The organism is Enterobacter sp. UCD-UG_FMILLET (genome assembly GCF_000762975.1).
Taxonomy (GTDB): Bacteria; Pseudomonadota; Gammaproteobacteria; order Enterobacterales; family Enterobacteriaceae; genus Enterobacter; species Enterobacter dykesii.
This window is the reverse complement of the sequence record NZ_JRJC01000010.1, coordinates 29,491-52,113: the sequence shown is the minus strand read 5'-3', so window position 1 is coordinate 52,113 and position 22,623 is coordinate 29,491. Positions and strand designations below refer to the sequence as shown.

Annotated in this window: 22 protein-coding genes and 1 pseudogene; 16 read left to right on the top strand and 7 right to left on the bottom strand. The window is 50.3% G+C overall.

Annotated features, from left to right (window positions below; all coding sequences use genetic code 11):
* Nucleotides 1-945 precede the first annotated feature (945 nt).
* Nucleotides 946-2,295, top strand: a complete 1,350-nt coding sequence (locus LA04_RS05160; RefSeq protein WP_047650715.1) for a 2-hydroxycarboxylate transporter family protein — start codon at nucleotides 946-948, stop codon at nucleotides 2,293-2,295.
* 53 nt (nucleotides 2,296-2,348) lie between these two features.
* Here the strand turns inward: LA04_RS05160 and LA04_RS05155 are convergent, their stop codons facing one another.
* On the bottom strand, nucleotides 2,349-3,218 hold the full coding sequence (locus tag LA04_RS05155; RefSeq protein WP_047650714.1) for a GntR family transcriptional regulator: 870 nt from the start codon (nucleotides 3,216-3,218) through the stop codon (nucleotides 2,349-2,351).
* 170 nt (nucleotides 3,219-3,388) lie between these two features.
* On the opposite strand from LA04_RS05155, the gene LA04_RS05150 reads away from it, so the two are divergent.
* From LA04_RS05150 to LA04_RS24925, 10 genes and pseudogenes are all read left to right on the top strand, one after another.
* Nucleotides 3,389-4,258, top strand: a complete 870-nt coding sequence (locus tag LA04_RS05150; protein WP_072015507.1) for an amidohydrolase family protein — start codon at nucleotides 3,389-3,391, stop codon at nucleotides 4,256-4,258.
* A 21-nt stretch (nucleotides 4,259-4,279) separates the two neighbouring features.
* The gene (locus tag LA04_RS05145) at nucleotides 4,280-5,650 is read left to right on the top strand and encodes an NAD-dependent succinate-semialdehyde dehydrogenase (RefSeq protein ID WP_047650713.1); all 1,371 of its coding nucleotides are present in this window, start codon (nucleotides 4,280-4,282) and stop codon (nucleotides 5,648-5,650) included.
* A 15-nt stretch (nucleotides 5,651-5,665) separates the two neighbouring features.
* Entirely contained in the window at nucleotides 5,666-6,079 is a 414-nt protein-coding gene (locus tag LA04_RS05140) for a cupin domain-containing protein (protein WP_047650712.1), read from the top strand.
* Between the two features lie 29 nt (nucleotides 6,080-6,108).
* The gene (locus tag LA04_RS05135) at nucleotides 6,109-7,182 is read left to right on the top strand and encodes an isocitrate/isopropylmalate dehydrogenase family protein (protein WP_047650711.1); all 1,074 of its coding nucleotides are present in this window, start codon (nucleotides 6,109-6,111) and stop codon (nucleotides 7,180-7,182) included.
* 69 nt (nucleotides 7,183-7,251) lie between these two features.
* On the top strand, nucleotides 7,252-7,443 hold the full coding sequence (locus LA04_RS05130; RefSeq protein ID WP_047650710.1) for a tautomerase family protein: 192 nt from the start codon (nucleotides 7,252-7,254) through the stop codon (nucleotides 7,441-7,443).
* A 47-nt stretch (nucleotides 7,444-7,490) separates the two neighbouring features.
* Nucleotides 7,491-7,793 carry a putative quinol monooxygenase gene (locus LA04_RS05125; protein WP_047650709.1) on the top strand — a complete coding sequence of 101 codons (303 nt, stop codon included), beginning with the start codon at nucleotides 7,491-7,493 and terminating at the stop codon, nucleotides 7,791-7,793.
* A gap of 97 nt (nucleotides 7,794-7,890) precedes the next feature.
* The gene (gene pckA, locus LA04_RS05120; RefSeq protein ID WP_047650708.1) at nucleotides 7,891-9,513 is read left to right on the top strand and encodes a phosphoenolpyruvate carboxykinase (ATP); all 1,623 of its coding nucleotides are present in this window, start codon (nucleotides 7,891-7,893) and stop codon (nucleotides 9,511-9,513) included.
* 44 nt (nucleotides 9,514-9,557) lie between these two features.
* A complete protein-coding gene (locus tag LA04_RS05115) occupies nucleotides 9,558-10,544 on the top strand; it encodes an amidohydrolase family protein (RefSeq protein WP_047650707.1) in 987 nt (328 codons plus the stop codon).
* Between the two features lie 82 nt (nucleotides 10,545-10,626).
* A complete protein-coding gene (locus tag LA04_RS05110; protein ID WP_407044000.1) occupies nucleotides 10,627-11,598 on the top strand; it encodes an AEC family transporter in 972 nt (323 codons plus the stop codon).
* A 231-nt stretch (nucleotides 11,599-11,829) separates the two neighbouring features.
* Nucleotides 11,830-12,389, top strand: a pseudogene (locus tag LA04_RS24925) (tyrosine-type recombinase/integrase).
* Between the two features lie 126 nt (nucleotides 12,390-12,515).
* Here LA04_RS24925 and LA04_RS05100 read toward each other — a convergent pair.
* Both LA04_RS05100 and LA04_RS05095 read right to left on the bottom strand, forming a co-directional pair.
* Entirely contained in the window at nucleotides 12,516-13,472 is a 957-nt protein-coding gene (locus LA04_RS05100) for an alpha/beta hydrolase (protein WP_047650706.1), read from the bottom strand.
* A gap of 329 nt (nucleotides 13,473-13,801) precedes the next feature.
* The gene (locus LA04_RS05095; protein WP_200882517.1) at nucleotides 13,802-14,236 is read right to left on the bottom strand and encodes a winged helix-turn-helix transcriptional regulator; all 435 of its coding nucleotides are present in this window, start codon (nucleotides 14,234-14,236) and stop codon (nucleotides 13,802-13,804) included.
* A gap of 69 nt (nucleotides 14,237-14,305) precedes the next feature.
* Between LA04_RS05095 and LA04_RS05090 the strand changes: the two genes are divergently transcribed.
* Nucleotides 14,306-15,259, top strand: a complete 954-nt coding sequence (locus LA04_RS05090; protein WP_047650705.1) for an aromatic alcohol reductase — start codon at nucleotides 14,306-14,308, stop codon at nucleotides 15,257-15,259.
* A gap of 105 nt (nucleotides 15,260-15,364) precedes the next feature.
* On the opposite strand, the gene LA04_RS05085 is transcribed toward LA04_RS05090, so the two are convergent.
* From LA04_RS05085 to LA04_RS05075, 3 genes are all read right to left on the bottom strand, one after another.
* Nucleotides 15,365-16,225 (bottom strand): SMP-30/gluconolactonase/LRE family protein, encoded by an 861-nt coding sequence (locus LA04_RS05085; RefSeq protein WP_047650704.1) that lies wholly within the window; start codon nucleotides 16,223-16,225, stop codon nucleotides 15,365-15,367.
* A 98-nt stretch (nucleotides 16,226-16,323) separates the two neighbouring features.
* Nucleotides 16,324-16,797: a DMT family transporter gene (locus LA04_RS05080; protein WP_012539997.1), complete on the bottom strand. Its 474-nt coding sequence runs from the start codon at nucleotides 16,795-16,797 to the stop codon at nucleotides 16,324-16,326.
* Nucleotides 16,798-16,811: 14 nt separating this feature from the next.
* Complete coding sequence (locus tag LA04_RS05075; RefSeq protein WP_047650702.1) at nucleotides 16,812-18,209, bottom strand: amidohydrolase family protein; 1,398 nt, start codon at nucleotides 18,207-18,209, stop codon at nucleotides 16,812-16,814.
* A 142-nt stretch (nucleotides 18,210-18,351) separates the two neighbouring features.
* Here LA04_RS05075 and LA04_RS05070 point away from each other — a divergent pair, with 142 nt between their 5' ends.
* The gene (locus LA04_RS05070; RefSeq protein ID WP_032700793.1) at nucleotides 18,352-19,239 is read left to right on the top strand and encodes a LysR family transcriptional regulator; all 888 of its coding nucleotides are present in this window, start codon (nucleotides 18,352-18,354) and stop codon (nucleotides 19,237-19,239) included.
* Between the two features lie 196 nt (nucleotides 19,240-19,435).
* Here the strand turns inward: LA04_RS05070 and LA04_RS05065 are convergent, their stop codons facing one another.
* Nucleotides 19,436-20,329, bottom strand: a complete 894-nt coding sequence (locus LA04_RS05065; RefSeq protein ID WP_032700859.1) for a LysR family transcriptional regulator — start codon at nucleotides 20,327-20,329, stop codon at nucleotides 19,436-19,438.
* Between the two features lie 116 nt (nucleotides 20,330-20,445).
* Here LA04_RS05065 and LA04_RS05060 point away from each other — a divergent pair, with 116 nt between their 5' ends.
* The 3 genes from LA04_RS05060 (at nucleotide 20,446) to LA04_RS05050 (ending at nucleotide 22,609) form a co-directional block, all read left to right on the top strand.
* Complete coding sequence (locus LA04_RS05060) at nucleotides 20,446-21,411, top strand: aldo/keto reductase (protein ID WP_047650701.1); 966 nt, start codon at nucleotides 20,446-20,448, stop codon at nucleotides 21,409-21,411.
* 16 nt (nucleotides 21,412-21,427) lie between these two features.
* Nucleotides 21,428-21,943: an NAD(P)H-dependent oxidoreductase gene (locus LA04_RS05055; protein WP_044242921.1), complete on the top strand. Its 516-nt coding sequence runs from the start codon at nucleotides 21,428-21,430 to the stop codon at nucleotides 21,941-21,943.
* Between the two features lie 93 nt (nucleotides 21,944-22,036).
* Nucleotides 22,037-22,609 (top strand): flavin reductase family protein, encoded by a 573-nt coding sequence (locus LA04_RS05050; RefSeq protein WP_047650700.1) that lies wholly within the window; start codon nucleotides 22,037-22,039, stop codon nucleotides 22,607-22,609.
* The last annotated feature ends 14 nt before the right edge of the window (nucleotides 22,610-22,623 follow it).

Sequence of the window (22,623 nt, the reverse complement as noted above, 5' to 3'; positions counted from 1 at the left end):
GCGGCAAGCCCGCTGTACACGCTCGTAAGCGCCTCACGGCGCTAACGCGGAGATACATCCCGTCAGCGGCCTCTGGCCTCGACGTGCTCACTCCGACCGCGCACGTCACTACCAGGCGTGGCGGTTCGCGGGTATGGCTTTGCAGCTACCGTGTTAAGTTCCCTGGTGTTGCTGAAATAACTGAAGAACATCCCCCTAAGCGTCAGCAGCAAGCTGCCGCCGCTAAGGCCCCGGAAATCACGCCCTTTACGTCGTAAACGCCGTAAAGCCCGCTCACCGGGGTTAAAAGGGATTACTTTAACTTCTTCATTGCTGTAAGCGGGTTAAGGCTAATCAGGGCAGGGGGGAGGGTGGCAGAATTTATAGCCAGGTAACCGGCTACGCCGGGCTTTCGGCGCCATTTGACTCCACAGATACATGCAGCTTCATCTGGCGCCTCCATGCCGCTAACGCGGCATCCGATGCTGTAGTCTTTAATGTCTGCTTTGTGCCAGAATCGGACGTTGATAAGATAAATTTTTATACTTAAAGGGGACAGGCTTCCTTAGTAAAAAGGAAAGGCTAGGCGATGAGGATGAGTTCCTGACTTAAAATTTGAACTAAACCCACACCCTGTTCCAGTGCGCATGTCAGCTTTACAAGATTGCTGAGCATAACGTCATAAACCGCCTACCCGATATCTCTCAAAAGTATCAAATTAAACCGATTATTTGCCCGTCCCATACAAAAAGCTCACTTTTCAATCTGAAATGTAATGTGCCATTGATCACATCTGCAAAAATTAGCCAACAGGGTGATTGGTATTTTGTTGATCTAAAGAACCGCAAGGGGCTAGATTGGTCGCGTTGCATGTTAAAAATCTGTAATAACCATTACCTCGGGTAATCCCTATTTCTTACTCTTCCGGTTGCACACCAGATCCGGATATAAACTTAGAGACAGACGATGGTCAACATCACTGAAACCAAAGATAAAGCCGCAGAAAAAGGCACCGAGAATCAACCGGGCTGGGTTAAAACTTGGTGGAAACTCATGGACTTCGATATTGGCATTATCCCTTTGCCTGTCTATATCGTAATGGTCATCCTGATGGTTAGCTTTACCGCGATTAACGGGATTACTAAAGAGTTAGCGATGGTTATCGCTATCGCGGCAACGTTCGCATTCACCCTGGGAGAGATAGGCAACCGTCTACCTCTACTGAGAAATATTGGTGGCGGAGCCGTACTGGTTACTTTCGTGCCTTCACTTTTGGGTTTCCTTGGCTGGATTCCTCAGCCAATGATCGATAGCGTCGGTGAGTTCTTCAAAACCAGTAAGATTTTAAACCTCTTTATTGCAGCAGTGATTGTGGGTTCTATCCTCAGCATGGATCGCTCTCTGCTGATTAAAGGGTTCCTTAAAATCTTCGCCCCTCTTGCGGTCGGTTCGATCTGCGCCGGTTTGGTAGGTACGGGCGTGGGCGTTTTGATGGGCATTGATATTCATGAAGCCTTTTTCTATATCGTTGTCCCCATCATGGCGGGTGGCGTAGGTGAAGGTGCGATTCCGCTGACCATCGGTTATTCACAAATTCTCGGACACGAACAAGGTGAAATGCTGGCGAAAGTTATGCCAGCCATTATGGTGGGCAACCTCACGGCGGTGATTCTTGCTGGTTTGCTGGCAAACATGGGAAAACGCCTGCCTCACCTGAGTGGTAACGGCGTACTACAGCCGGGCGCTGAAGATCTGTTGGGTAATAAACAAAAAATAGAAAAAGCATGTGATATCCGCGCGGTTGCAGCCGCAGGTATCGTCGCTGTTATGCTCTATCTGGTCGGCGTGCTGATGCATGACCTGCTGAAATGGCCAGCGCCGGTGGTGATGCTTTTCCTGGCCGTGTTGTTGATGCTGTGTCACCTGATTTCGCCACGTATCCAGGCGGGTTCAGCAGTGGTGTATAAGTTTGCGCTGACTGCAATGGCCTTCCCGATTTTGTTCACCTTCAGCCTGGTATTAACACCGTGGGAAAGTCTGATTGCAGGCTTCGCACCCGCAAACCTGCTAACCATTGTCTCAACCGTTGTGGCCATGGTGGCAGGCGGCTTCTTTACCGCTCGCTTCGTTAATCTTTATCCAATCGAAGCCGCGATTGTTACCAGCACTCACAGTGGCATGGGCGGTGCCGGTGATATTGCAATCCTGACGGCAAGTAATCGCATGCGCCTGATGCCCTTTGCTCAGATTGCTACCCGCATCGGTGGCGGCATCACCGTCGCTCTGGCGTTAATTATGATGCACTTGATGTACTGATAAAACGAATTGGCAAAGTAATGATGAAAACCCGGACTTACCGTCCGGGTTTTTTATTTAGGCTGTTTCTCGCGGGATGCGTCTGACAGGTGCATACGCATGTAATCTGATGCCGCTTCCTGTGCGCCTTCAAGCAGCAGGCCGATCAGAACAAGGTGCTCCTTACAGCGACGTAGTGCTTGCTCTCGATCTACGGCTTTGGTGTATTCCATTAAACGGCGGATGCGGTTTAAACGGCGCAAGGAATCCAGAACAAACATGTTGCCGGAGCACGCTGCAATCGCTTCATGAAGACGGGTGTTTGCATCAAAAATTTGGGCAGGCGTTACGGAGAAAATTGCCCCATTACACAACCAAAGCTGCTCTTCCTGACATTGGAGAATACTCGCTTCATCAAGTTTGAAAGTGGGTTCGAGGATGCCAGCAGGCTCAATGATTTTCCTGAAACGGTAGCTCTCATTATAAGCCCCGCCAGACGACATTGATTCTGCGAACATCCAGCCATGCCCGGGCAGGCGCTCAACCCACCCTTCATGGTGAATGCGCAATAAGATGTCACTCAGCAAACTACGCGTTACGCCGTAGCGGCGCATCATTTCATTCTCAGTGACTTTCTCAGGTAACTCCCCGTTCAGTCTGTCATTCGCAATTCTGAAATAGATCTCATCCGCGTTGCTTTTTACTGGCTCAGTAAACGGCGAACATGACAGCGCGCCTTCTGCAACGACATAGCCACCTTCCGGATGCCGGCTTATCAGCTCTTTATCAGCCATTTTCGCCAAAGCAGTTCTCACCGGTGAACGCGAAACACGCAGGTGCTCTGCCAGCGCGCGTTCCGGCAAACGGGAACCCACCGGCAGTGATTGATTATTAATGTACTGAATAATGCTCTGAACCAATTGCGTTGACAGCGTCTGGGGCATAACTGCTCACCCTTTAAATAACGAATACATCACTTTAACCCGAGTGGATGAAATCAGTAAATTTGTTACAACTGCTCAATTGTGATCGCTATAACAAAAAATCGCCATAACATTTGTTTTACACCTGATTAATGGTATTTTGAATTAACAATATACCAGAGAGGTGGGCCATGTCAGCGCGAAAGTCAGCATCAGATTTGCAGGATAAAATTTATGGTGCCTGCGACTGTCACGTACATCTCTTTATGCCCGACATTTTTTCCTACTCAAATGACCGGCGCTACACACCTGCTTCTGCCACGCTTATTGATCTCGCCGCCCACAATGAAATGCTGGGCGTTACGCACACTGTGCTGGTGCAGCCGAGCTGCTATGGCACAGACAATCGGGCAGTCTGTCACGGCCTCACTGCTTTAGGTGCGGAGCATGCCCGGGGCGTTGTGGTGATCGATGTTGATCACATTACAGATAAAGAGCTTCGTGCACTTCACCTGAAAGGCGTGCGGGGCATTCGTCTTAACCTCTCTGTATCTGGCCGGGGTGATATCGCACGTATCCGTGCAGAGATGAATCATGCCGCTGAACGCATTGGTCCAATGGGCTGGCATATGCAGATTTTTGCCAGTCCGACGCAGCTGGCCCTGCTTCTACCGCTAATCCGGGACAGCAACGTGCCGATTGTGCTGGATCACTTTGCAGGCGGCGCCGCGCTGGCTCCGCAGATCGCTGAATTACTTGAGCGCCCTGATATATGGATCAAGCTTTCGGCACCGAGTCGTGTGTCTGGCGTTCCAGAGTATGCCGACCTGGCTCCGGTGGTCACCCGATTCGCAGACGTTGCCCCTGACCGCCTGATTTGGGCCTCCGACTGGCCGCATACCGGTGGTCATGGCCGCCGCAGCAGCTCGATTGAAGACATTGAACCTTTTGCTGCCATTGACGATCGGCAGGACCTCCACCACCTGGCCAGGTGGATCGATAACGACGAATTATTCCGCCGTATTCTGACTACCAACGCATACACCCTCTACGATTTCTAGAACTTAAGAGAAGGCTGAATCATGATTGTTACTGTTAACCCTGCCACGGGTCGCACGATTGCAGAGTACCCGCTTCACTCCTCTGCTGATGTTGAGAAACGAATTGCAGATGCGCATCACGTGCAGAAATCCTGGGGGAAAAAGCCCGTTTCCGAGCGCGCAGCCCTGCTCATTAACGTGGCTGAGGTACTTCGTCGCAATAAGTCTCGCTATGCAGCCACCATCACAGAAGAGATGGGTAAGCCGATTGCTGAAGCTGAGTCGGAGATTGAGAAGTGTGCTGTCACTTGCGAGTTTTATGCAGAAAGCGCAGGAAAGTATTTAGGCGACACGCACGTAGCGAGCAACGCCACCGATAGCCGCATCGTTTACGATCCACTTGGTGTTGTACTGGCCATCATGCCGTGGAACTACCCGTTCTGGCAGTTCGTTCGCTTCGCTGCACCTGCACTGGCTGCAGGTAACGGCGCATTACTTAAACATGCTAACAACGTCGCAGCCTGTGCTATTCAGCTTGAAGAGCTTTTCCGCGAAGCCGGTACACCTGAAGGCCTGGTGTCTACGCTGCTGATCAATGCCTCAGATGTTGCAGCTGTTTTAGCAGATGATCGCGTGGCAGCCGTCACGCTCACCGGCTCAACTGAGGTCGGTAAAATTGTGGCGTCACAGGCAGCCAGCCTGATGAAGAAACAGGTTCTGGAACTGGGCGGCTCTGATCCTTTCCTGGTGCTCGCTGATGCCGATGTTGAACTGGCGGCAAAAATGGCGGTTAAAGCGCGCTTCTCAAATACAGGACAAAGCTGCATCTCTTCCAAACGCTTCATTGTTGATGCCTCGGTTGCGGACAAATTCGTTGCCTTGTTTGTTGAGGGCGTGAAAAAACTCAAAACCGGTAATCCAACCGACCGCGACAATACGATTGGGCCAATGGCGCGCGCTAATCTGCGCGACGCCCTGCATGCTCAGGTTGAGCGCAGCGTTCAGGAAGGCGCAAAACTGGTTATCGGCGGTCAGGCAGTAAACAGCGATGGCTATTACTACCTGCCGACCGTGCTGGATAACGTCACGCCACAGATGACCGCGGCAATCGAAGAGACATTCGGTCCGGTGGCTGCGGTTATTCGCGTGCAGTCTGAAGACGAGGCCATTGCGGTTGCTAATAACACCGAGTTTGGCCTTGGTGCTGCCGTGTGGACTGGCGATGTTGAGAATGGGTACCGCGTAGCACGCAGCATTGAAGCTGGCGCGGTGTTTGTAAACGGTCTGGTTGCGTCTGATGCCCGCCTGCCATTTGGCGGCATTAAGCAGTCTGGTTATGGACGAGAGCTTGGTGAGCTGGGTATTCGTGAGTTTACCAACGTCAAAACCCTCTGGATCGGTCCGGCGAAGTAAAGAAGGAGTGTAAGCATGATTAAAACCGAATCGAATTCATATCTGCTGCATCCGGCTGATATTAAAAAACACGATCGCGGGGGCGGTGCCAGTACCACACCTTTGGTCACCGCAGGTATGGGTGCTACAGCCTTCATTACCGGTTACACCGAATTTGTTGGCGGTGCAAAAATCCCATTCCATTTTCACAACTGTGAAGAGAGCGTGTTACTGATTGAAGGTAATGCCATTTTCGATATCGATGGCAAAGAATTTCCGATCAAGCCGCAGGATGTGACATTCATCCCTGCTGGTGTTCCTCACCGGTTCAGAAACGCTTCTGAAACCGAGCCGATGAAGATCATGTGGGTTTACGGTTCTCAGGATGCAAATCGCACGCTGGTTGAAACCGGAGAAACGCGGCCAATTGCGGCAGAGCACATCAGTTAATTTTTACAGATTAAGTTAAGGAAAAAGTCATGAAATTTCTCGTTCTGCCGGGTGATGGTATTGGTCCTGAAATCATCGAATCAGCCGTCGCTGTTTTGCAAGAAATTGATAAAAAACACGGTCTGGGTATTGAGTACGACTACCAGGATATCGGTTTCGCCAGCCTGGAAAAATATGGCACAACGCTGCGTCCAGAGCTGCTGGAGAGCGCACGTAGTTATGAAGGTATTCTGCTGGGCACTATTTCACACGCTGATTATCCGAAACCAGAGAAAGGCGGAATCAACGTCTCTGGCGCATTCCGTGTAGGCCTGGATCTTTACGCCAACGTGCGCCCGGCCCGCACCCGTCCATACATCACCAGCAATCTGCGTGAAGGTAAAACGATGGATCTGGTGATCATGCGCGAAGCAACAGAGGGCTTCTACCCGGACCGCAACATGTCTCGCGGCTGGGGCGAAGTGATGCCAAGCCCGGATATGGCCCTCTCTACGCGTAAAATTACCCGTCACTGCTCGGAGCGTATCGCCCGTCGTGCATTCGAGCTGGCCGCCAAGCGCCGAAAAAAAGTAACCGCTATTCATAAAGCGAACAGCTTCCATATGACGGATGGCCTGTTCCTTGAAGCCGTTCATACCGTGGCGAAAGACTTCCCTGACGTTCAGCTCGACGATCTGTTAGTTGATGCCTCTACTGCACACTTGGTACGTAACCCGGAGCGCTTTGATGTAATGGTTGCAGAGAACTTTTATGGCGACATTCTTTCAGACCTCGCGAGCGAGCTGTCAGGAAGTCTGGGCCTGGCCGGCTCAGTGATGGCGGGCGATAACCAGTGCTGCGCACAGGCGCAACACGGTTCAGCACCTGATATTCAGAATCAGGATAAAGCCAACCCAACCTCCATGATTTTGTCCGTCGCCATGCTGCTGGAGTGGATCGGTGAGAAAAAAGAACTGCCAGTCTGGAGTGAGGCGAGCGCGACTATTCACAACGCCATTGAAAAAGTGCTGGCTGAGCCCGCACACCGCACCGTTGACCTGGGCGGCAGCACCGGTACCAAAGCTTACACCACTGCGGTAATCAAGCAGATCCGCAGCCTGTAACTGAGTGACAGGATGAGGGCAACGGACAGGGACGTCCATCTATTCAACCCAGACAGATGAGACACTAAAATGCCTGAGATTGTGGTTTATGCGGTAGAAGGACGTTCTGCCGAGCAAAAAAGAACGCTGATGGTGAAGATCACTGAAGCCGTGGTTGAATCCTTCGGCGTAGATAAAGACCGTGTAGTGGTCTCTGTGATTGAAACCAAAGCAGCGGATAAAACACGCGGCGGTGTGCTTTACAGCGAACGTAAAAAATAACATTGAAAATGCGGGCATTACGGCCCGCATTTTTCTGAGGAATTAAAATGATTCATGTTCTGGCCATTATTACGGCGAAACCCGGATTACGCGCTGAAATTATTAAGCATATTCAAGAGAACATTCCGTCTGTTCAGGCTGAAGAGGGATGCATTGAATATCGCCCGGTCACAGATTTATCACCGGATGCCGAAAATGGCTTTGGCCCCGATACCGTGTTAATCGTGGAAAAATGGCAAGATGAAACCTGCCTCAAAAACCATGCCGCCGCTCCGCATATGAAACGTTATGCGGAAAATGTGAAGGAATTAATCCAGAAGCGCGATGTCCGTATCCTGAAAGATATCTGATTGGATTTTTAATTAATTCGCAGGCCAGGCAGCTTTACTGCTGATGGTATGCCTACGCACTTTGAACCTTAAACTCGCTTTTATCAGGAGCCTGAAGATGACAACGCTTTCTCGTATAAACCAGCAGTTAGCGAATTATGGTATTACCACCTCTGCTGAGATTATTTATAACCCTGATTACGCCACCCTGTTTACCGAAGAAACGTTGCCTGAATTAACAGGTTTGGAAAAAGGTAGGATAACCAGCACTGGCGCCGTGGCGGTAGATACCGGGGAGTTCACCGGACGATCGCCTAAAGACAAATATATTGTCAGAGATGACACCACGCGCGATAGCGTCTGGTGGTCCGATCAAGGCAAAGGTAAAAACGATAACCACCCCTTGTCTCAGGAGATCTGGGATCACCTTAAAACCCTGGTTTGCCGGCAGTTGTCCGATAAACGCCTTTTCATTGTAGATGCCTGGTGCGGCGCGAATGCGGATACGCGCCTGGCAGTGCGTTTTGTCACTGAAGTGGCATGGCAGGCTCACTTTGTTAAAAACATGTTTATTTCGCCTGAAGCCGCTGAACTTGAAACCTTTACGCCTGACTTCGTGGTAATGAACGGTGCTAAGTGCACCAATCCTGACTGGCACGCCCAGGGACTCAACTCTGAGAACTTTATTGCCTTCAACCTTACGGAAAAAATCCAGCTTATCGGCGGTACCTGGTACGGCGGTGAGATGAAAAAGGGGATGTTCTCAGTGATGAACTACCTGCTGCCACAGCAGGGAATTGCCTCCATGCACTGCTCTGCTAACGTGGGCAAAGAGGGCGATGTTGCGCTGTTCTTTGGTCTTTCTGGCACGGGTAAAACCACGCTTTCAACTGATCCTGTCCGTCAGTTGATCGGTGATGATGAACATGGCTGGGATGACGATGGCGTCTTCAACTTTGAGGGCGGCTGCTACGCTAAAACCATCAATCTCAACCCGCAGGCGGAGCCTGAAATCTTCCAGGCGATACGTCTCGATGCGCTGCTGGAGAATGTGGCAGTAAACGCTGAAGGCATTATCGATTTCAACGATGCTTCGAAAACAGAGAATACGCGCGTTACCTACCCCATCTGGCACATTGAAAATATCGTTAAGCCGGTTTCCAAAGCAGGCCATGCCAGCAAAGTTATCTTTCTGACGGCTGATGCATATGGCGTGCTGCCTCCGGTCTCTGTACTGACTGACGAACAGGCGCAGTATCACTTCCTTTCAGGATTTACGGCCAAGCTGGCGGGCACCGAGCGTGGTGTAACGAAGCCAACGCCGACTTTCTCCGCCTGTTTCGGCGCAGCATTCCTCAGCCTGCATCCTGTTCGTTATGCCGAAGTGCTGGTTAAGCGTATGCAGGCATCGGGCGCGAAAGCATACCTGGTAAACACTGGCTGGAATGGCCAGGGCAAACGTATCTCTATTAAAGATACCCGTGCCATCATTAACGCCATTCTGCACGACGAGGTTGATCAGGCCGTGACTTTCAACCTGCCGATTTTCAATCTGGCAGTACCGCGTGGCCTGAATGCCATTGAGTACGACATTTTAGATCCGCGCGCATCCTGGGAGAGTGAAGAGCAGTGGCGGGATAAGGCGCTTTTCCTCGCTGATAAGTTCACCACCAACTTTGAGAAGTTCACCGATACCGCTGAAGGGCGTGCCCTTGCAGCCATCGGGCCCCTGAAAAAATAAAAATATAATTTTCTTGCCCTGTACCTACTACGAAGGAGATACACATGTTTTCACGTCGTTCTCTGCTAAAAACGTTGCCGCTGGTCGGTGTGGCTGCCGGCATCAATGCAAAGTTAAGTTGGGCTGCTGCTATCTCATCAGATAACTTTGCGAGCAAGCTGACATTCATTCCGCCAAAGGACAGCTGCGACTGCCATGTACACGTTTTTGATCCTGAGCACTTTCCGTTTGCTGAAGCGCGCGTTTACACGCCCGATCGCGCGCCAATCAGTGACCTGCAACGCCATCTGAAAGAGCTGCATATGGATCGGGTGGTACTGATTCAGCCAAGCCCGTACGGCACCGATAACCGCTGCATGCTGAACGCAATTAAGGTGCTTGGTCAGAAGAATGCGCGCGGCGTGGCCGTGGTCGACGATGAAATTACATCTGAAGAGTTGCATAAGCTGGATCAAGAGGGCGTGCGTGGACTACGTCTGAATATGGAAGCGCGTGCAGGGGGCAAACTAAGCGCCGAAGAGAGCGGCAACTATCTGAAGAAAATGGCAGATAAAATCAGTGCTCTTGGTTGGCACCTGCAGATCTACACCAATCTTCATGAAATTGCCGATTTAAGTAAAACCATCAGCCAGCTTCCGGTGCCTGTTGTCATTGATCACCTGGGTAAACTTAAAGCTGAAGAGGGCATCCAGCAGCCCGGTTTCAATGAACTCCTCACGTTACTCGATTCCGGAAAGGTTTACGTCAAACTGTCAGCGCTCTACCGCGTGACGAAAGATACAACATGGCAAAACGTCCGACCGTTTGTTGAGGCGCTGGTCGCCCATAAACCTGAACGTTTGATCTGGGCATCTGACTGGCCGCATACCATGCCGGCACCGGGTAAGAAGCGTACAAAGGAAGGGATAGAGTATTTCTACCCGATCGATGACATCTCAATACTGAATGCGTTTGGCGAATGGCTGCCCACGGAAAAACTACGCACTGAGATATTTGTTAACAACCCAACCCGGCTTTACTGGGCGAAATAGTTTTCTCATGGCGGTTTGCCATAACGCTGTGTATTACGTCACCCGGCATCCGTGATGCCGGTTTTTTAAGGTTCCAGGCATAGTGATAACCGCAAGTCTAACCAGCCATCTGGTGCACCAAATTTCCCTGTCTCTTCCGCTGTTCATACTTATCGTTGCAGGTTATGGGCTTGGCCGCTTTTCGGGCTGGCCGGCAACCGTAAACGAGGGGTTAAACCGCTTCTGTTTTAACGTTGTGCTACCGTGCATGCTGTTTAACGTCATGAGCGGTTTTTATAAAACTCCGTCCGTTGATCCCCGGCTGCTGATCGCGTTTTTTGGCAGCTGCTTCGTTGTTTATGCGCTTGGCCGGTTAATCGCCAGGCGTGTATTTAACCTCGACCCGGTATCGTCATCCGTTTTTGCGTTAGGTGGCATCTTTTCAAACAACACCATGCTGGGTTTACCGCTGGCCACGATTTTACTGGGGCCAGCCTCACTGCCCTCCATCGCGCTGGTGTTGATCTTCAACAGTCTGATTTTGTGGACCCTGCTCACGGTATCGGTTGAGTGGACCCGAAACGGCAATATTTCACCACGTGGAGTGATCAACACGCTGGTCAGCGTTTTTAAAAATCCCATCATTATCGGCATTGTGGCTGGTTCAGCCTGGAGCCTGTTACACCGACCCTTGCCTGAAGCCATTGGTAAGTCGGTTGAAATGGTTTCGGATATGGCCGCACCACTCTCCCTGCTGGCGCTGGGAATGAGCTTATCTTGCTATAGCATTCGCGAAGGGCTGAGAGAAAGCTATGCAATTTGTCTGTTAAAACTTCTTATACAGCCTTTGGTCATTGCCTTGATTGCGTTCGCCACGGGCCTTCCTGCAGCCGAAACAAAAGTAGTGGTATTGCTGGGTTCAATGGCATTAGGGGTGAATGTTTACTTGATGGCGCAAAAATTTGGCGTGATGCAGGGTGCATCGGCAACCAGCACACTCTTCAGCACAGCTATCTCAGCATTCACAACGCCCTTGCTGATGATGTTGATCACCCGGTTCTATCCCTGTAGCTAACAGCAGAACAAAGCTCAGTATGATGCTGGACTCTATGAAAATTAGGACGTCATTACGCTTCGCAATACATCATGCAACCTAGAGATGGCTCAATTAAAGCAAGGTACCCGGCAGGCAGATATCAATATTGCGGTTAGCCGGCAAAGTCACAGCCCGAAAGGTTTTGAATGTCCGCTTTCGCTCATAATGGACAACCATACTCAAATTTCCCATATTGCAGGAGACTTGAGTATGAACATGTCACCGTGGAACAAAGACCGTATCATCGGGCAAAAAAGGCCACTTCAGATATCTCATATCTGGGGGATCCGCATCCGTCTTGAACTGGAAGGTAAAACACGCGATTTAGCTCTGTTCAATATGGCCATTGACAGCAAGCTTCGAAGCTGTGATCTGGTCAAACTCAAAGTGTCTGATGCTGCATATGGTAACTCTGTTTCAAGTAGAGCTACGGTGTTGCAACAGAAAACCGGTAGCCCTGTGCAATTTGAGATAACTAAAGGGACAAGAGAAGCAGTTGCTGCATTGATAAATGCTTGGCAATTTGCACAGTAAAGACTTCTTGTTCCGGTCTCTAGTTGGAACTAACCAGCACACATCAATCCGGCAATACTATCGAATTTTTCATGGGCGGATAGAAAAGCTTGGTCTTGAAAATTCGCTTTACAGCACACACTCCATACCAAGAACAAAACCTTACTTAATCTACAAAAAACAAGAATCTCCGGGTGGTCCAACTTCTGTTGGACCATAATAAACTGGAAAGCACAGTCCGTTATCTGGGCATTTAAGTCGATGATGCGTTAGAGATATCTGAATCGATTGAAGTCTAAGGTTGTCAGGGCTGCAACAGCAGCCCTGTGCCAGAAACGGACATTACTTCCAACAGTCTAAATGATTTAACGGAACGTCAGTCATCATGTATTTTTAGGAAAAAGATGTCCGCGGAACCAGTTAACAACCCTATTTATGACAACGGGTTGATACCAGTGATCATCACCGTGTTCAGCACCTTCAATGAGTACATAGTCCGCTTTGTTTCCCGACTCCAAAAGTGCCTTGTAAAGCGTTACGCTCTGATTAGGTGATACTAACGTATCTTTGCTTCCATGCATTATCAGGAACGGAGGTCTACATCCCTTGATATGTCCTATGGGGCTTGCATTAATCGCTTTTTCAGGTGTGGAGCTGATAGAAGTACCTTCAAAATCCCTGAAAGCCACACCATTAACTAGTAATGATTCTGTTACTGCAGGAGACTGATGCACCTTTTGACGATGCTCAGGAAAGCCGTCACCTATGTTACGCAGATCTGAAATTCCATAAAGCGTGGTCACAGCCTGCACATCAGCGGACTGGCTGAGGAAATTGCCGTGATCAAATGATTTATCGCCATTAGTGGTACCGAGCATCTGAGCCAGCCATCCTCCAGCAGAATCACCTAATACACCAATTCGCGAGGGGTCAATTCCATAATCGGGGGCATGTTGACGAAGGTACCTTACTGCTGATTTAGCATCTATTAATGGCGCAGGGAAAATATCCGGGATTGTCCTGTATTCTGCAGCTGCAACAACAAAGCCAGCCTCAGCTAAGGCCATGCGCATTTCCAGAAATTTATTGTGCTCAGCTGTCATAAATCCTCCCCCAGGAAAATAGATGATGGCTGGTTTCAAATCACTTGTGCGAGGAACCAGAAAGGACATGTGCAATTGCCTGACCGAGCGAGTCTTTTTTACTGTCTCGTATACCACATCACTGATATTGTCTATAGGGGTTCGATTCAAAGTGACTTGGATAATTTTCGCCCCATGAGCATAACCAGGAACATCATGATAATTAGAGGATATTTCATTATTTTCTTTAGAAATCATAAAAAAACACCAGTTTTTAAATATTGTTTCACCAGCCCACCTATAATTCTGAAAGGGTAGGCCATCCTGTCAGATAATTTTCAAGGCCGAATTAATGGTAGCAAAAAATAAAATTCGCTTTAACACCCATTTGAAATATGTACAGACTAACATTGATGTCAGACATACGTAAAATATAATCCTCTGTAATTACACTATCCCGACCAAGCTTGGTGAAATCGGTTCTGTCTCCGGATGACTACTGTATACATACATATCGGAAGGCTCATCAATTCAAACCCTTGTATTATCTACAAATCACAAAAAGTGATATTTATATTCATAGCCAGTTACGCCCTTGGGTTATTGTTATTTTTTTCATATTTCAACCGGTCTTCACGAAAGCGATCAGCATTATCGACAATCCAGGTCCACAGCGGGATCATTCGCACAAGTAACTCCATACCTGTATCGGACAGCTCGTATTCGACTCGTGGCGGGATTTCACTGAAATCATGGCGAATAACCAGTCCGTCGCGCTCAAGCTGTCGTAATGTACGTGTCAGCATGCGCTGAGTCACTCCGTGCATACGCCTGCCAATTTCGGCGTGACGTAGTCTGCCATAAACGCCAAGCGTGTTGACGATACCCAGTGACCATCGACTGCCTGCATGAGCCAGTACCTCCCGCCGCAAGCCATCATCATCGTCTTTCAGACCCTTACAAACAGCCTGCGAATACTGAAGAATTTCGTCCCGATCCATTTCACAGATTCCCGGTATCATACGTGTACCTTCTTTTTTAGCCTGTTATGAATTGCTAGAGTGGCGCAACAATTCATGTAAGGCCAGATTATGAACAAAACTGATCTTAACGCTACGTCTGAGAAAATCCTCGTGCTCGGTGCCGGTGAGCTGGGCCTCCCCGTTCTGCGAAATCTTGCCCTTCGGGCAAAAGATGTGAAGGGAACGAAAATCAGCGTACTGCTGCGCGAAAGTACCGTAACGTCAGATGAACCCGTAAAAAAATTAGTAATCAAGGAAATCAGAAACCTCGGTATTAATATAGTCACGGGCGATCTCGTCATGAGTTCTGTCGACGATTTGGCCAGCCTCTTTGCGCAATTTGACACAGTCGTTGGCTGCACGGGGTACGCGGCCGGAATAAATACACCAATGAAACTGGCGCAGGCGGCCCTGCAGGCGCGGATTCCACGCTATTTTCCATGGCAGTTTGGTGCCGATTTTGATGCCATCGGACGCGGCAGCCCACAAGACATCTTCGACGCGCAGATTGACGTGCGTGATTTACTACGCAGCCAGCATGAAACTGAGTGGGTCATCATTTCGACCGGCATCTTCATGAGCTATTTGTTCGAACCAGACTTCGGTGTGGTCGATCTGCAGAACGATACTGTTCACGCACTCGGCAGCATTGACAACACCATGACGCTGACAACACCTGATGATATCGGGATGCTGACGGCAGCGATCGTATTTACAACTCCTCGCATCCGTAATGAAATTGTGTATATCGCCGGTGATACACTGACCTACGCAGAGGTTGCAGATAAGCTGCAATCAACGCTTGGCCGCCCTTTCGACTGCACGGTATGGAGCGAACAATATCTGATGGATAAACTGGCGCTCAACCCACAAGACATGATGTCTAAGTATCGTGCCGTTTTTGCGCAGGGGCGGGGAGTTGCATGGGATAAAAAGCAGACATTCAATGAACGCCATAACATTCCGGTCACCGATGTGGCAGCCTGGATTAATGCAAACCTGACCCCGGGCAGCTCGCTATAAACGTATTTAAGCTGCTGTAATAAATACCAGAGTCTTTCTCCTGCCTATCCGAATACGGTGATGAGAAAGACTCTGTTCCCCCTGTTGGCACTGATAGCAAAGCGGTTATGCTGTGTGCGCTGAAAACCGGCTCTCCGGTAAACCGGGGAATACGGCTGATTTCGCTCTCAGCAGCGCTCCATCATGCCTTGACGGCACAGAAAGACCCACGCTGGCACTGGTACAATACAGCGTTGTGAATGCTTCTCCCGCGAGTGTCGGACAAGTGCTCTGAATTCCTGGAGAGGGCAGGATACGGTCCGTCGTTCCGTCCGGACGATAACGTACAACACGGCTTCCTCCCCATTCGGCATTCCAGATATAGCCCATTGCGTCCACGCAGGAGCCGTCAGGCGCCCCCTTTCCTTCTGTTACAGTGAACACGCGCTGGTTATTCATAGAGGGGTAATCACAGCACATTATACGGCCCTGCATCGAGTCACAGTAATACATCGTGCTGCCGTCCGGACTGAAGCAGATGCTGTTCGGGATGGCCACCTCAGGCAGGGGTAGCGTCTCAATGCTGAGTGTCACTGCATTTAGCCTGTGAAATCTTCCTATGACTTTCGCGGGGTACCCGTCATCCATGGTCCCGAAGACGAAATTACCCTCACGGTCGCACCGACCATCCCCTGTCCGTGTGCCCGGTCCTCCTGGTGACGCCACTATCGGCATAAAGGTACCTGTATTCAGATCGCAGAAGGCGAATCTGGATTCCAGCCCCATCAGTAAAACGTCAGAATTTTCAGTAAGTGCAAACGAACCGAGGCGCTCCGGCAGGGACCAGCGCATCACAACACTGGTGTCTTCTTCAAGGGCAAGCAGTTCGCTGCCTTCAATGTCAGTCCAGTAAATCCTGCGTGTCCTCTCGCACCAGATTGGGCACTCTCCCAGCAAATTTCTGGCATCAGCAGCCACTGAAAACATGTTATTTCTCCCGCATATAAAAGTTTCGCATCGCCTGACCAAAAACTTACGGCCATCTGCACTATGGCAGAGCGCCGTAAGGAGTAATTCTCACCCTGTCAGGGCAAAAAACGCGCTGAAAGTTTGTCACCAAAAAGCATGATGGCGAGACCTGCCAGCATGACCAGCATGCCCCCCAGTTTGAGCAGCGAAACCGGTCGCCTAACAGCACCCAGCAGACCGAAATGGTCAATCATTTGCGACGAGAGTAATTGCCCAACGATTGCCAGCCCTAGCAGAGCTGAAAAACCGATTTTCGGTGCCAGCACCACGTAGCTGAACAACGCACAGGCACCGATCAGGCCGCCCGCCAGACTCCACGCAGGCTGCGAAGGAATAGCAGCGAGAGAGCTAAATAACCCTCCACGTAGCAGCGAGTAAATCCCGAGGCTCAACGCCCCGGCCGTAAAGGAAAAGAACGCGGCGGTGACCGGATCCCCTCCGAGTCCTTTTGCGAGCTGACTGTTCAGGGTCGTCTGCAGGGTAATACCAAGACCCGCTGCAAAAGCTATTACGTAATAAATCGCGCTCATGCTGTTATTTCCTGTCAGTTTGCCTGTACCAGCGGCAGGAATTTCTCCGCAAAGATGTCCGGCTCATACCCGGCTGCCGCAAATAGGTGCTCGCGTGATTCATCAATGGCGGCGCGAAGGCGCTCACTGTCCACACCCAGCACTTTGCCGTTCTGCTTGACGATGCGCCCGCCGATCATCACGGTATCGATATTGCTGCGTTCAGCTGCATGTACCACCGTTCCGAATGCATTTCCGTTCGGGTAAAGGTTGAGGTCAGCCGCGTTAATCAGGATCAGATCAGCCTGTTTGCCCGGCGTCAGGCTGCCTATTTTATCCTGCAGACCGGCACAAAACGCACCATCGACCGTTGCCGATTTAAGCAGCTGCGCTGCCGGGATCGTTGTCAATGAATGATCTGATTCACAGCAGTGCTGCTTATGCATGCCCATTACGCGCTGCAGATAAAACGCCACGCGCATTTCCATAAACATGTCGGTGCTGTAAGACGTTTCGTTATCCACGCTCAGGCCAGGATTGATGCCATGACGCAGCGCAGCCTCGATGGCAAACATCCCGCTTTCAATACCGTAGTGCGAATCTGAGCGCGGGCAGACGTTTACCCGCACGCCGGCTTCACGCAGGATTTCCCAGCCCTCATCAGGCAGCGCGGTACAGTGGTTAAAGATATTGTCCGGACCCAGCAGGCCCTGCTGATGCAGCGATTCAAGCTCGGAGGCCATCTCAGCACCAAAGAACTCGGTCACGATTGGCAGCCCCAGCCTGCGGGCCTCGGCCCACAATTCCGGCTCCAGCTGGGCCATGACGCCGAGCGTCACAAGACTATCAGGATTATCCCTGAAATATTTTTCCTGCAGACGCTGCCAGTTGCCAGGCCAGTGCGCTTTATCCCATTCGCCTGCTACCGGCGCACCGGACGCATGAATAGCGCGAATACCGGCATCAAGCAGGGCTTCAACGGCGGCGTCTGAATGCGCTGCGGTACGGCTGTTGTGCGAGTTATCGATCATGGTAGTGATACCCGCATCAATCGCGCCCAGCGCCGTCAGCAGGTTGCCAACATAGATATCGGCAGGCCGGTAATATTTCGCGAACGAGAAATGCGTGGCATTGCTGTAGTCGTCCAGACAGGTGGCGTTGGGGTTGATGCGGCGCAGCTGACCTTCCCAGGCGTGACGATGAGAATCGACCATCCCCGGCATGGCAATCATATTTGTGGCATCAATGACGTGAGCACCCTCGGCGTTCAGGTCCTTGCCGATTGCGGTGATGGTTGAACCTGTGACAAGAATATCGCCACGTTCATGGTTACCAACATTCTCATCCATACTCAGTATGGTTGCACCGCGGATCAGGGTTACCGGCGCATTTTCCGTCTGATTATTAACAATATTTCTGATGTAATCGGTCATTTGAAGTGTCTCTTTCAGGTTCAGAAGGGAAACAATACGCCTCCTGTTTAAACTGAAAAAGATGACTAACTTGTTTTCATCATTCAGAATTTACGAATAATGAGCATTATCACCGTTACATGCTATTCAGGAGTGCAGTCAGGTGGATCGTATTCAGGCTATGCAGGTTTTTATAAGGGTGGCTGAGGCCGGAAGCTTCGTCCGGGCCGCGGAAACACTTTCCCTGCCTTCTTCTACTGTTACCAGCACCATCAAAAACCTGGAGAAATATCTGCAGGTGCGTCTGCTGAACCGGACCACAAGACGTGTCAGCCTTACTCCGGAAGGTCTGCAGTATCTGGCGCAGTGCCGGGAAATTCTGGCCTTAGTTGAACATACGGAAGCCAGTCTGGCCGATTTGAACAGGCGCCCCCGTGGCCGTTTACGCGTTGATATGCCCGGCGGTATAGCGCACTTCATCGTCATGCCAAACCTGAAAGAGTTCTACAGCCGTTATCCTGACATTTACCTGATGACCGGCGTCAGCGACCGGCAGGTTGACCTGGTTCAGGAGGGTGTAGACTGCGTGATCAGAACCGGAGAGTTACTTAACTCCACGCTTGTAGCTCGTCCGCTCGGAGAATTTCGCTGGATAACCTGCGCCTCTCCCGACTATCTCAGGGAGTACGGTATTCCGCAGTCACCTGAAGATCTGTCTCATCATCGGGCTATTCATTATTTTTCCGGACAAAGCCGGCGTACAGACGAATTGCGTTTTGTAAAGGGAACAGAAACGCTGTCCGTATCCGTCAGTGGGCAGGCAGCCGTCAACGAGACGGGGCTTTATATAAAAATGTGCCTTGAAGGGTTCGGACTGGCGCAGCTTGCTGAAAATGTTGTAGCAGAACACCTGGAGAAAGGAACGTTGGTTGAAGTTCTGGCCGACTGGCAGCCGCCGTCTGTTCCTGTCACGCTACTTTATCCTCATCAACGTTTTCTTTCCCCTGCTGTACGTGCATTTGCAGACTGGATAGGTGAAATATTCAGTTGATACGCCTGTCACAGCTCCCCGTTGCACATTAAAAGTCGCCAGTATTCAGGGCCCCTGAAAGAGCGGCAGACTTTGTTTCTGCGGGTAAGATCTTCCCGGAGCAGCGACTTCCCGGAGAAAGGCACTACTCAATAATTCACATCTCCGGTTTATGGAGGATGCCAGCTAAGAGCGCCAGCAATATCCGGGCCCGCTTTCAACTGAAGTGTCTGAGTAAAATACTTTCAAGGATGTGAAAAACGGTCCTGATGCGCTGCGGTACCAGGGTCTGATAGGGCCTGTAAAGATAAAGCTGCCAGGTTTCCAGTTTCAGTTCGGGCAGGACATTGACCAGCCTGCCGTCTTCAAGGTATTCCCTGCAGGCTAGATTACTCGACTGAATGACAGCTTTACCGGCTAACGCAGCCTGGATCTCCGACTGGGAGTCGGTGGTAAAAAACTCCAGATGGCGCGGTACAAAAGTATCAACGCCATCGAGCATATATTCGAATACTTTTCCGGTTTCAGGATTCAGCAGACCACTGAAAGGATAGCGCTGGCGCAGATCGTCGAAATTTTTCGGCGCGCCCAGCTTCTCAATGAGCCCGGGTGATGTCATCAGCGCGTGATGAACCAGCGTAATGGGCCTGACGATAAAATTCGGGTTTGGCTCCCGCTCTATACGGATCCCCATGTCAATGCGGTTCTGAACAGTATCCAGCTTCATCATGTCTAACCGCCAGTCTATAAACAGCTCAGGATAAGGATCGAGCGAGGTAAGAAGCTCATATAACACCTGCTCGTGGCCGGGAAACCGGAATAACGTGATCCTCACAACGCCCTTCATGTCATTGTCATCTCGGGCCGTCTGAAAAAGAGCCTCTGAATCTTCAAGTAGCCGCATGGCCTTCGGCAGGAAAAGCTCACCAAAGCTGGTCAGCACAATTGATCGGGTATTCCGCTTAAAAAGGGGCTCGCCGAGCTGATTTTCCAGTTCGGCAATAGTCCGCGTCACCACTGAAGGGGAAATGGCCAGTCTGACTGCTGCTTCACGAAAGTTCATCGTTTCTGCAGCGGCAACAAAAAATTTCAGCGCATCAAGTTTATTCATCATTATTGTGATTTTAGCAATTCTGACTTTCTAAATTAACAATTTTTCAGCAACAAATCCAGCCATATACTTAACGTCTCAGAATCAGAAATGCTTTAGAAAAGGGTTAGATAATCATGAAAATGAGAAGGTTAGGTAGCCAGGGACTTCATGTCTCGGAAATGGGGCTGGGGTGCATGGGCATGGACCATGGCTATGGCTATTCAGTTGAAATCCGTGAGCGAACAAAGCTGATAGACAAGGCTGTAGAACTGGGCTGCAACCTTTTCGACACTGCCCCCATTTACGGATTTGAAAACGAAGAACTGCTGGGTGTTGCGCTCAGCAAACACAGGGACAACGTTATCATCGCGACCAAATTCGGCGTGACCGGAATGGAAAACATTGATGGACAGCTGGTGCCGGTATTAGACAGCCGTCCGGCGTCTGTCAGAGAGCAACTGGAAGGTTCACTCAGTCGTCTGCAAACCGACCATATCGACCTGTTTTATCAGCATCGTGTCGATCCAAAAGTTGAGCCGGAAGTGGTGGCGGGATTAATGAAAGAGCTGATCGCGGAGGGGAAAATTAAGTACTGGGGCTTATCCAATGCGCCCGTATCTTACATACGCCGGGCTCATGCGATCTGCCCGGTCACCGCGGTCGAAGACCAGTATTCAATGATGTGGCGTAAACCTGAGCAGGATTTGTTCAAAGTCTGCGATGAACTTGATATTGGCTTTATGGCCTACAGCCCGCTGGGTAATGGATTCCTGAGTGGTCAGGTTACCGCTGATACAACTTACGGGGAAGGCGATTACCGGGGCATGATGGGGCGCTTCAAACCTGAAGTAATGGAAAATAACCAGGCGCTACTGGATTTGATTGCTCAAATCGCGGAAAGAAACAACGCAACTTCAGCACAGATTGTTCTTGCCTGGGAGCTGGCTCAGAAGCCTTACATCGTACCGATCCCGGGAACAACGAAATTACACCGGCTCGAAGAGAATTTTCACGCCGCAAATGTTCAGCTCAGTGACGCTGAATTAAATGATATCAATCAAGCTTTATCCCGGCTTGAAATTGACGAAACATTCTTCTGAAAAATAAGAGATCGACATGAAAACAACTGTATTTGTTACCCACCCCAACATTAATCAGTCACGGGTAAACTCAGCCCTGGCAAAAGGTGCAGCATCACTGACCGACTTGGAAGTGCGTTATCTGTATGACCTGTATCCGGATGGCAAAATCGACGTGGCCGCTGAACAGGCTGCACTGGAAAAGACGGATCGTATCGTGCTGCAGTTTCCTATGCAGTGGTACAGCACGCCGCCACTCCTTAAACAGTGGCTTGACGATGTACTGACGTACGGCTGGTCACATGGTGGAGAAACACAGGCGCTGCGCGACAAGCAACTCATGCTGGCCGTTTCGCTGGGTGGTGCAGAGTCTGCCTATCAGCCTGATGGCGCTGCCGGACATACGGTAGGCGAGTACCTGCTGTCTTTTGAAACCATCTCCGGGTATCTGGGTATGAACTACATCAAGCCGTTTATTACAGGCGGAAGCGCGACGATAACTGACGAAGAAATCGCAGCTCAGGTCGAACAATATAAAACGGTATTAGCCTGATTACCTTCGGGCGACCATCAGTGTTTTAAAACGCCCTCAAATGTGCCGTTGCCGTTAACGGCACATTTTTTATCTATGGGAAGGAGAAATCCTGTGTCTTTACAGCCAGTTGAACTGAATAAAGCATACCGATTATTGCAGATCGGCCCAACTACAATGATTTCCGCTAAACATAATGGTAATGCCAATGTAATGGCCGCCGCATGGGTGAGTCTGGTGGGGATCAATAAAGTCATGGCGTATATCAGTCCGCAGGCTTACACCCGTGGATTGGTGGAAGAAAGTGGTCTGTTTGCCGTACAGATACCCGTAGTCAGCCAGATGGAAACCGTTTTGTACGCAGGTGAGCACAGCTACCGTGACAGGCCTGACAAGAATCATAAAATACCGATGTTCTACATGAAAGAGTTCGATATTCCGCTGGTACAGGGCTGTGCTGGCTGGCTTGTATGTAAAGTAATGCCAAACGCGGAATACGAGCTGGAACATAATCTGTTCATGGGAGAAATTGCCGGGGCGTGGAGTGACAATCGGGTTTTTCGCAATGGGCACTGGATATTTGATGAAGCACCAGACGAATTACGAACCATACACTATGTCGCCGGGGGGCAGTTTTATGCCATCGGCAAAGGAACCCGCTTTGACCATGGTCCGGGCAAAGACTGATACACGAGTGCTTT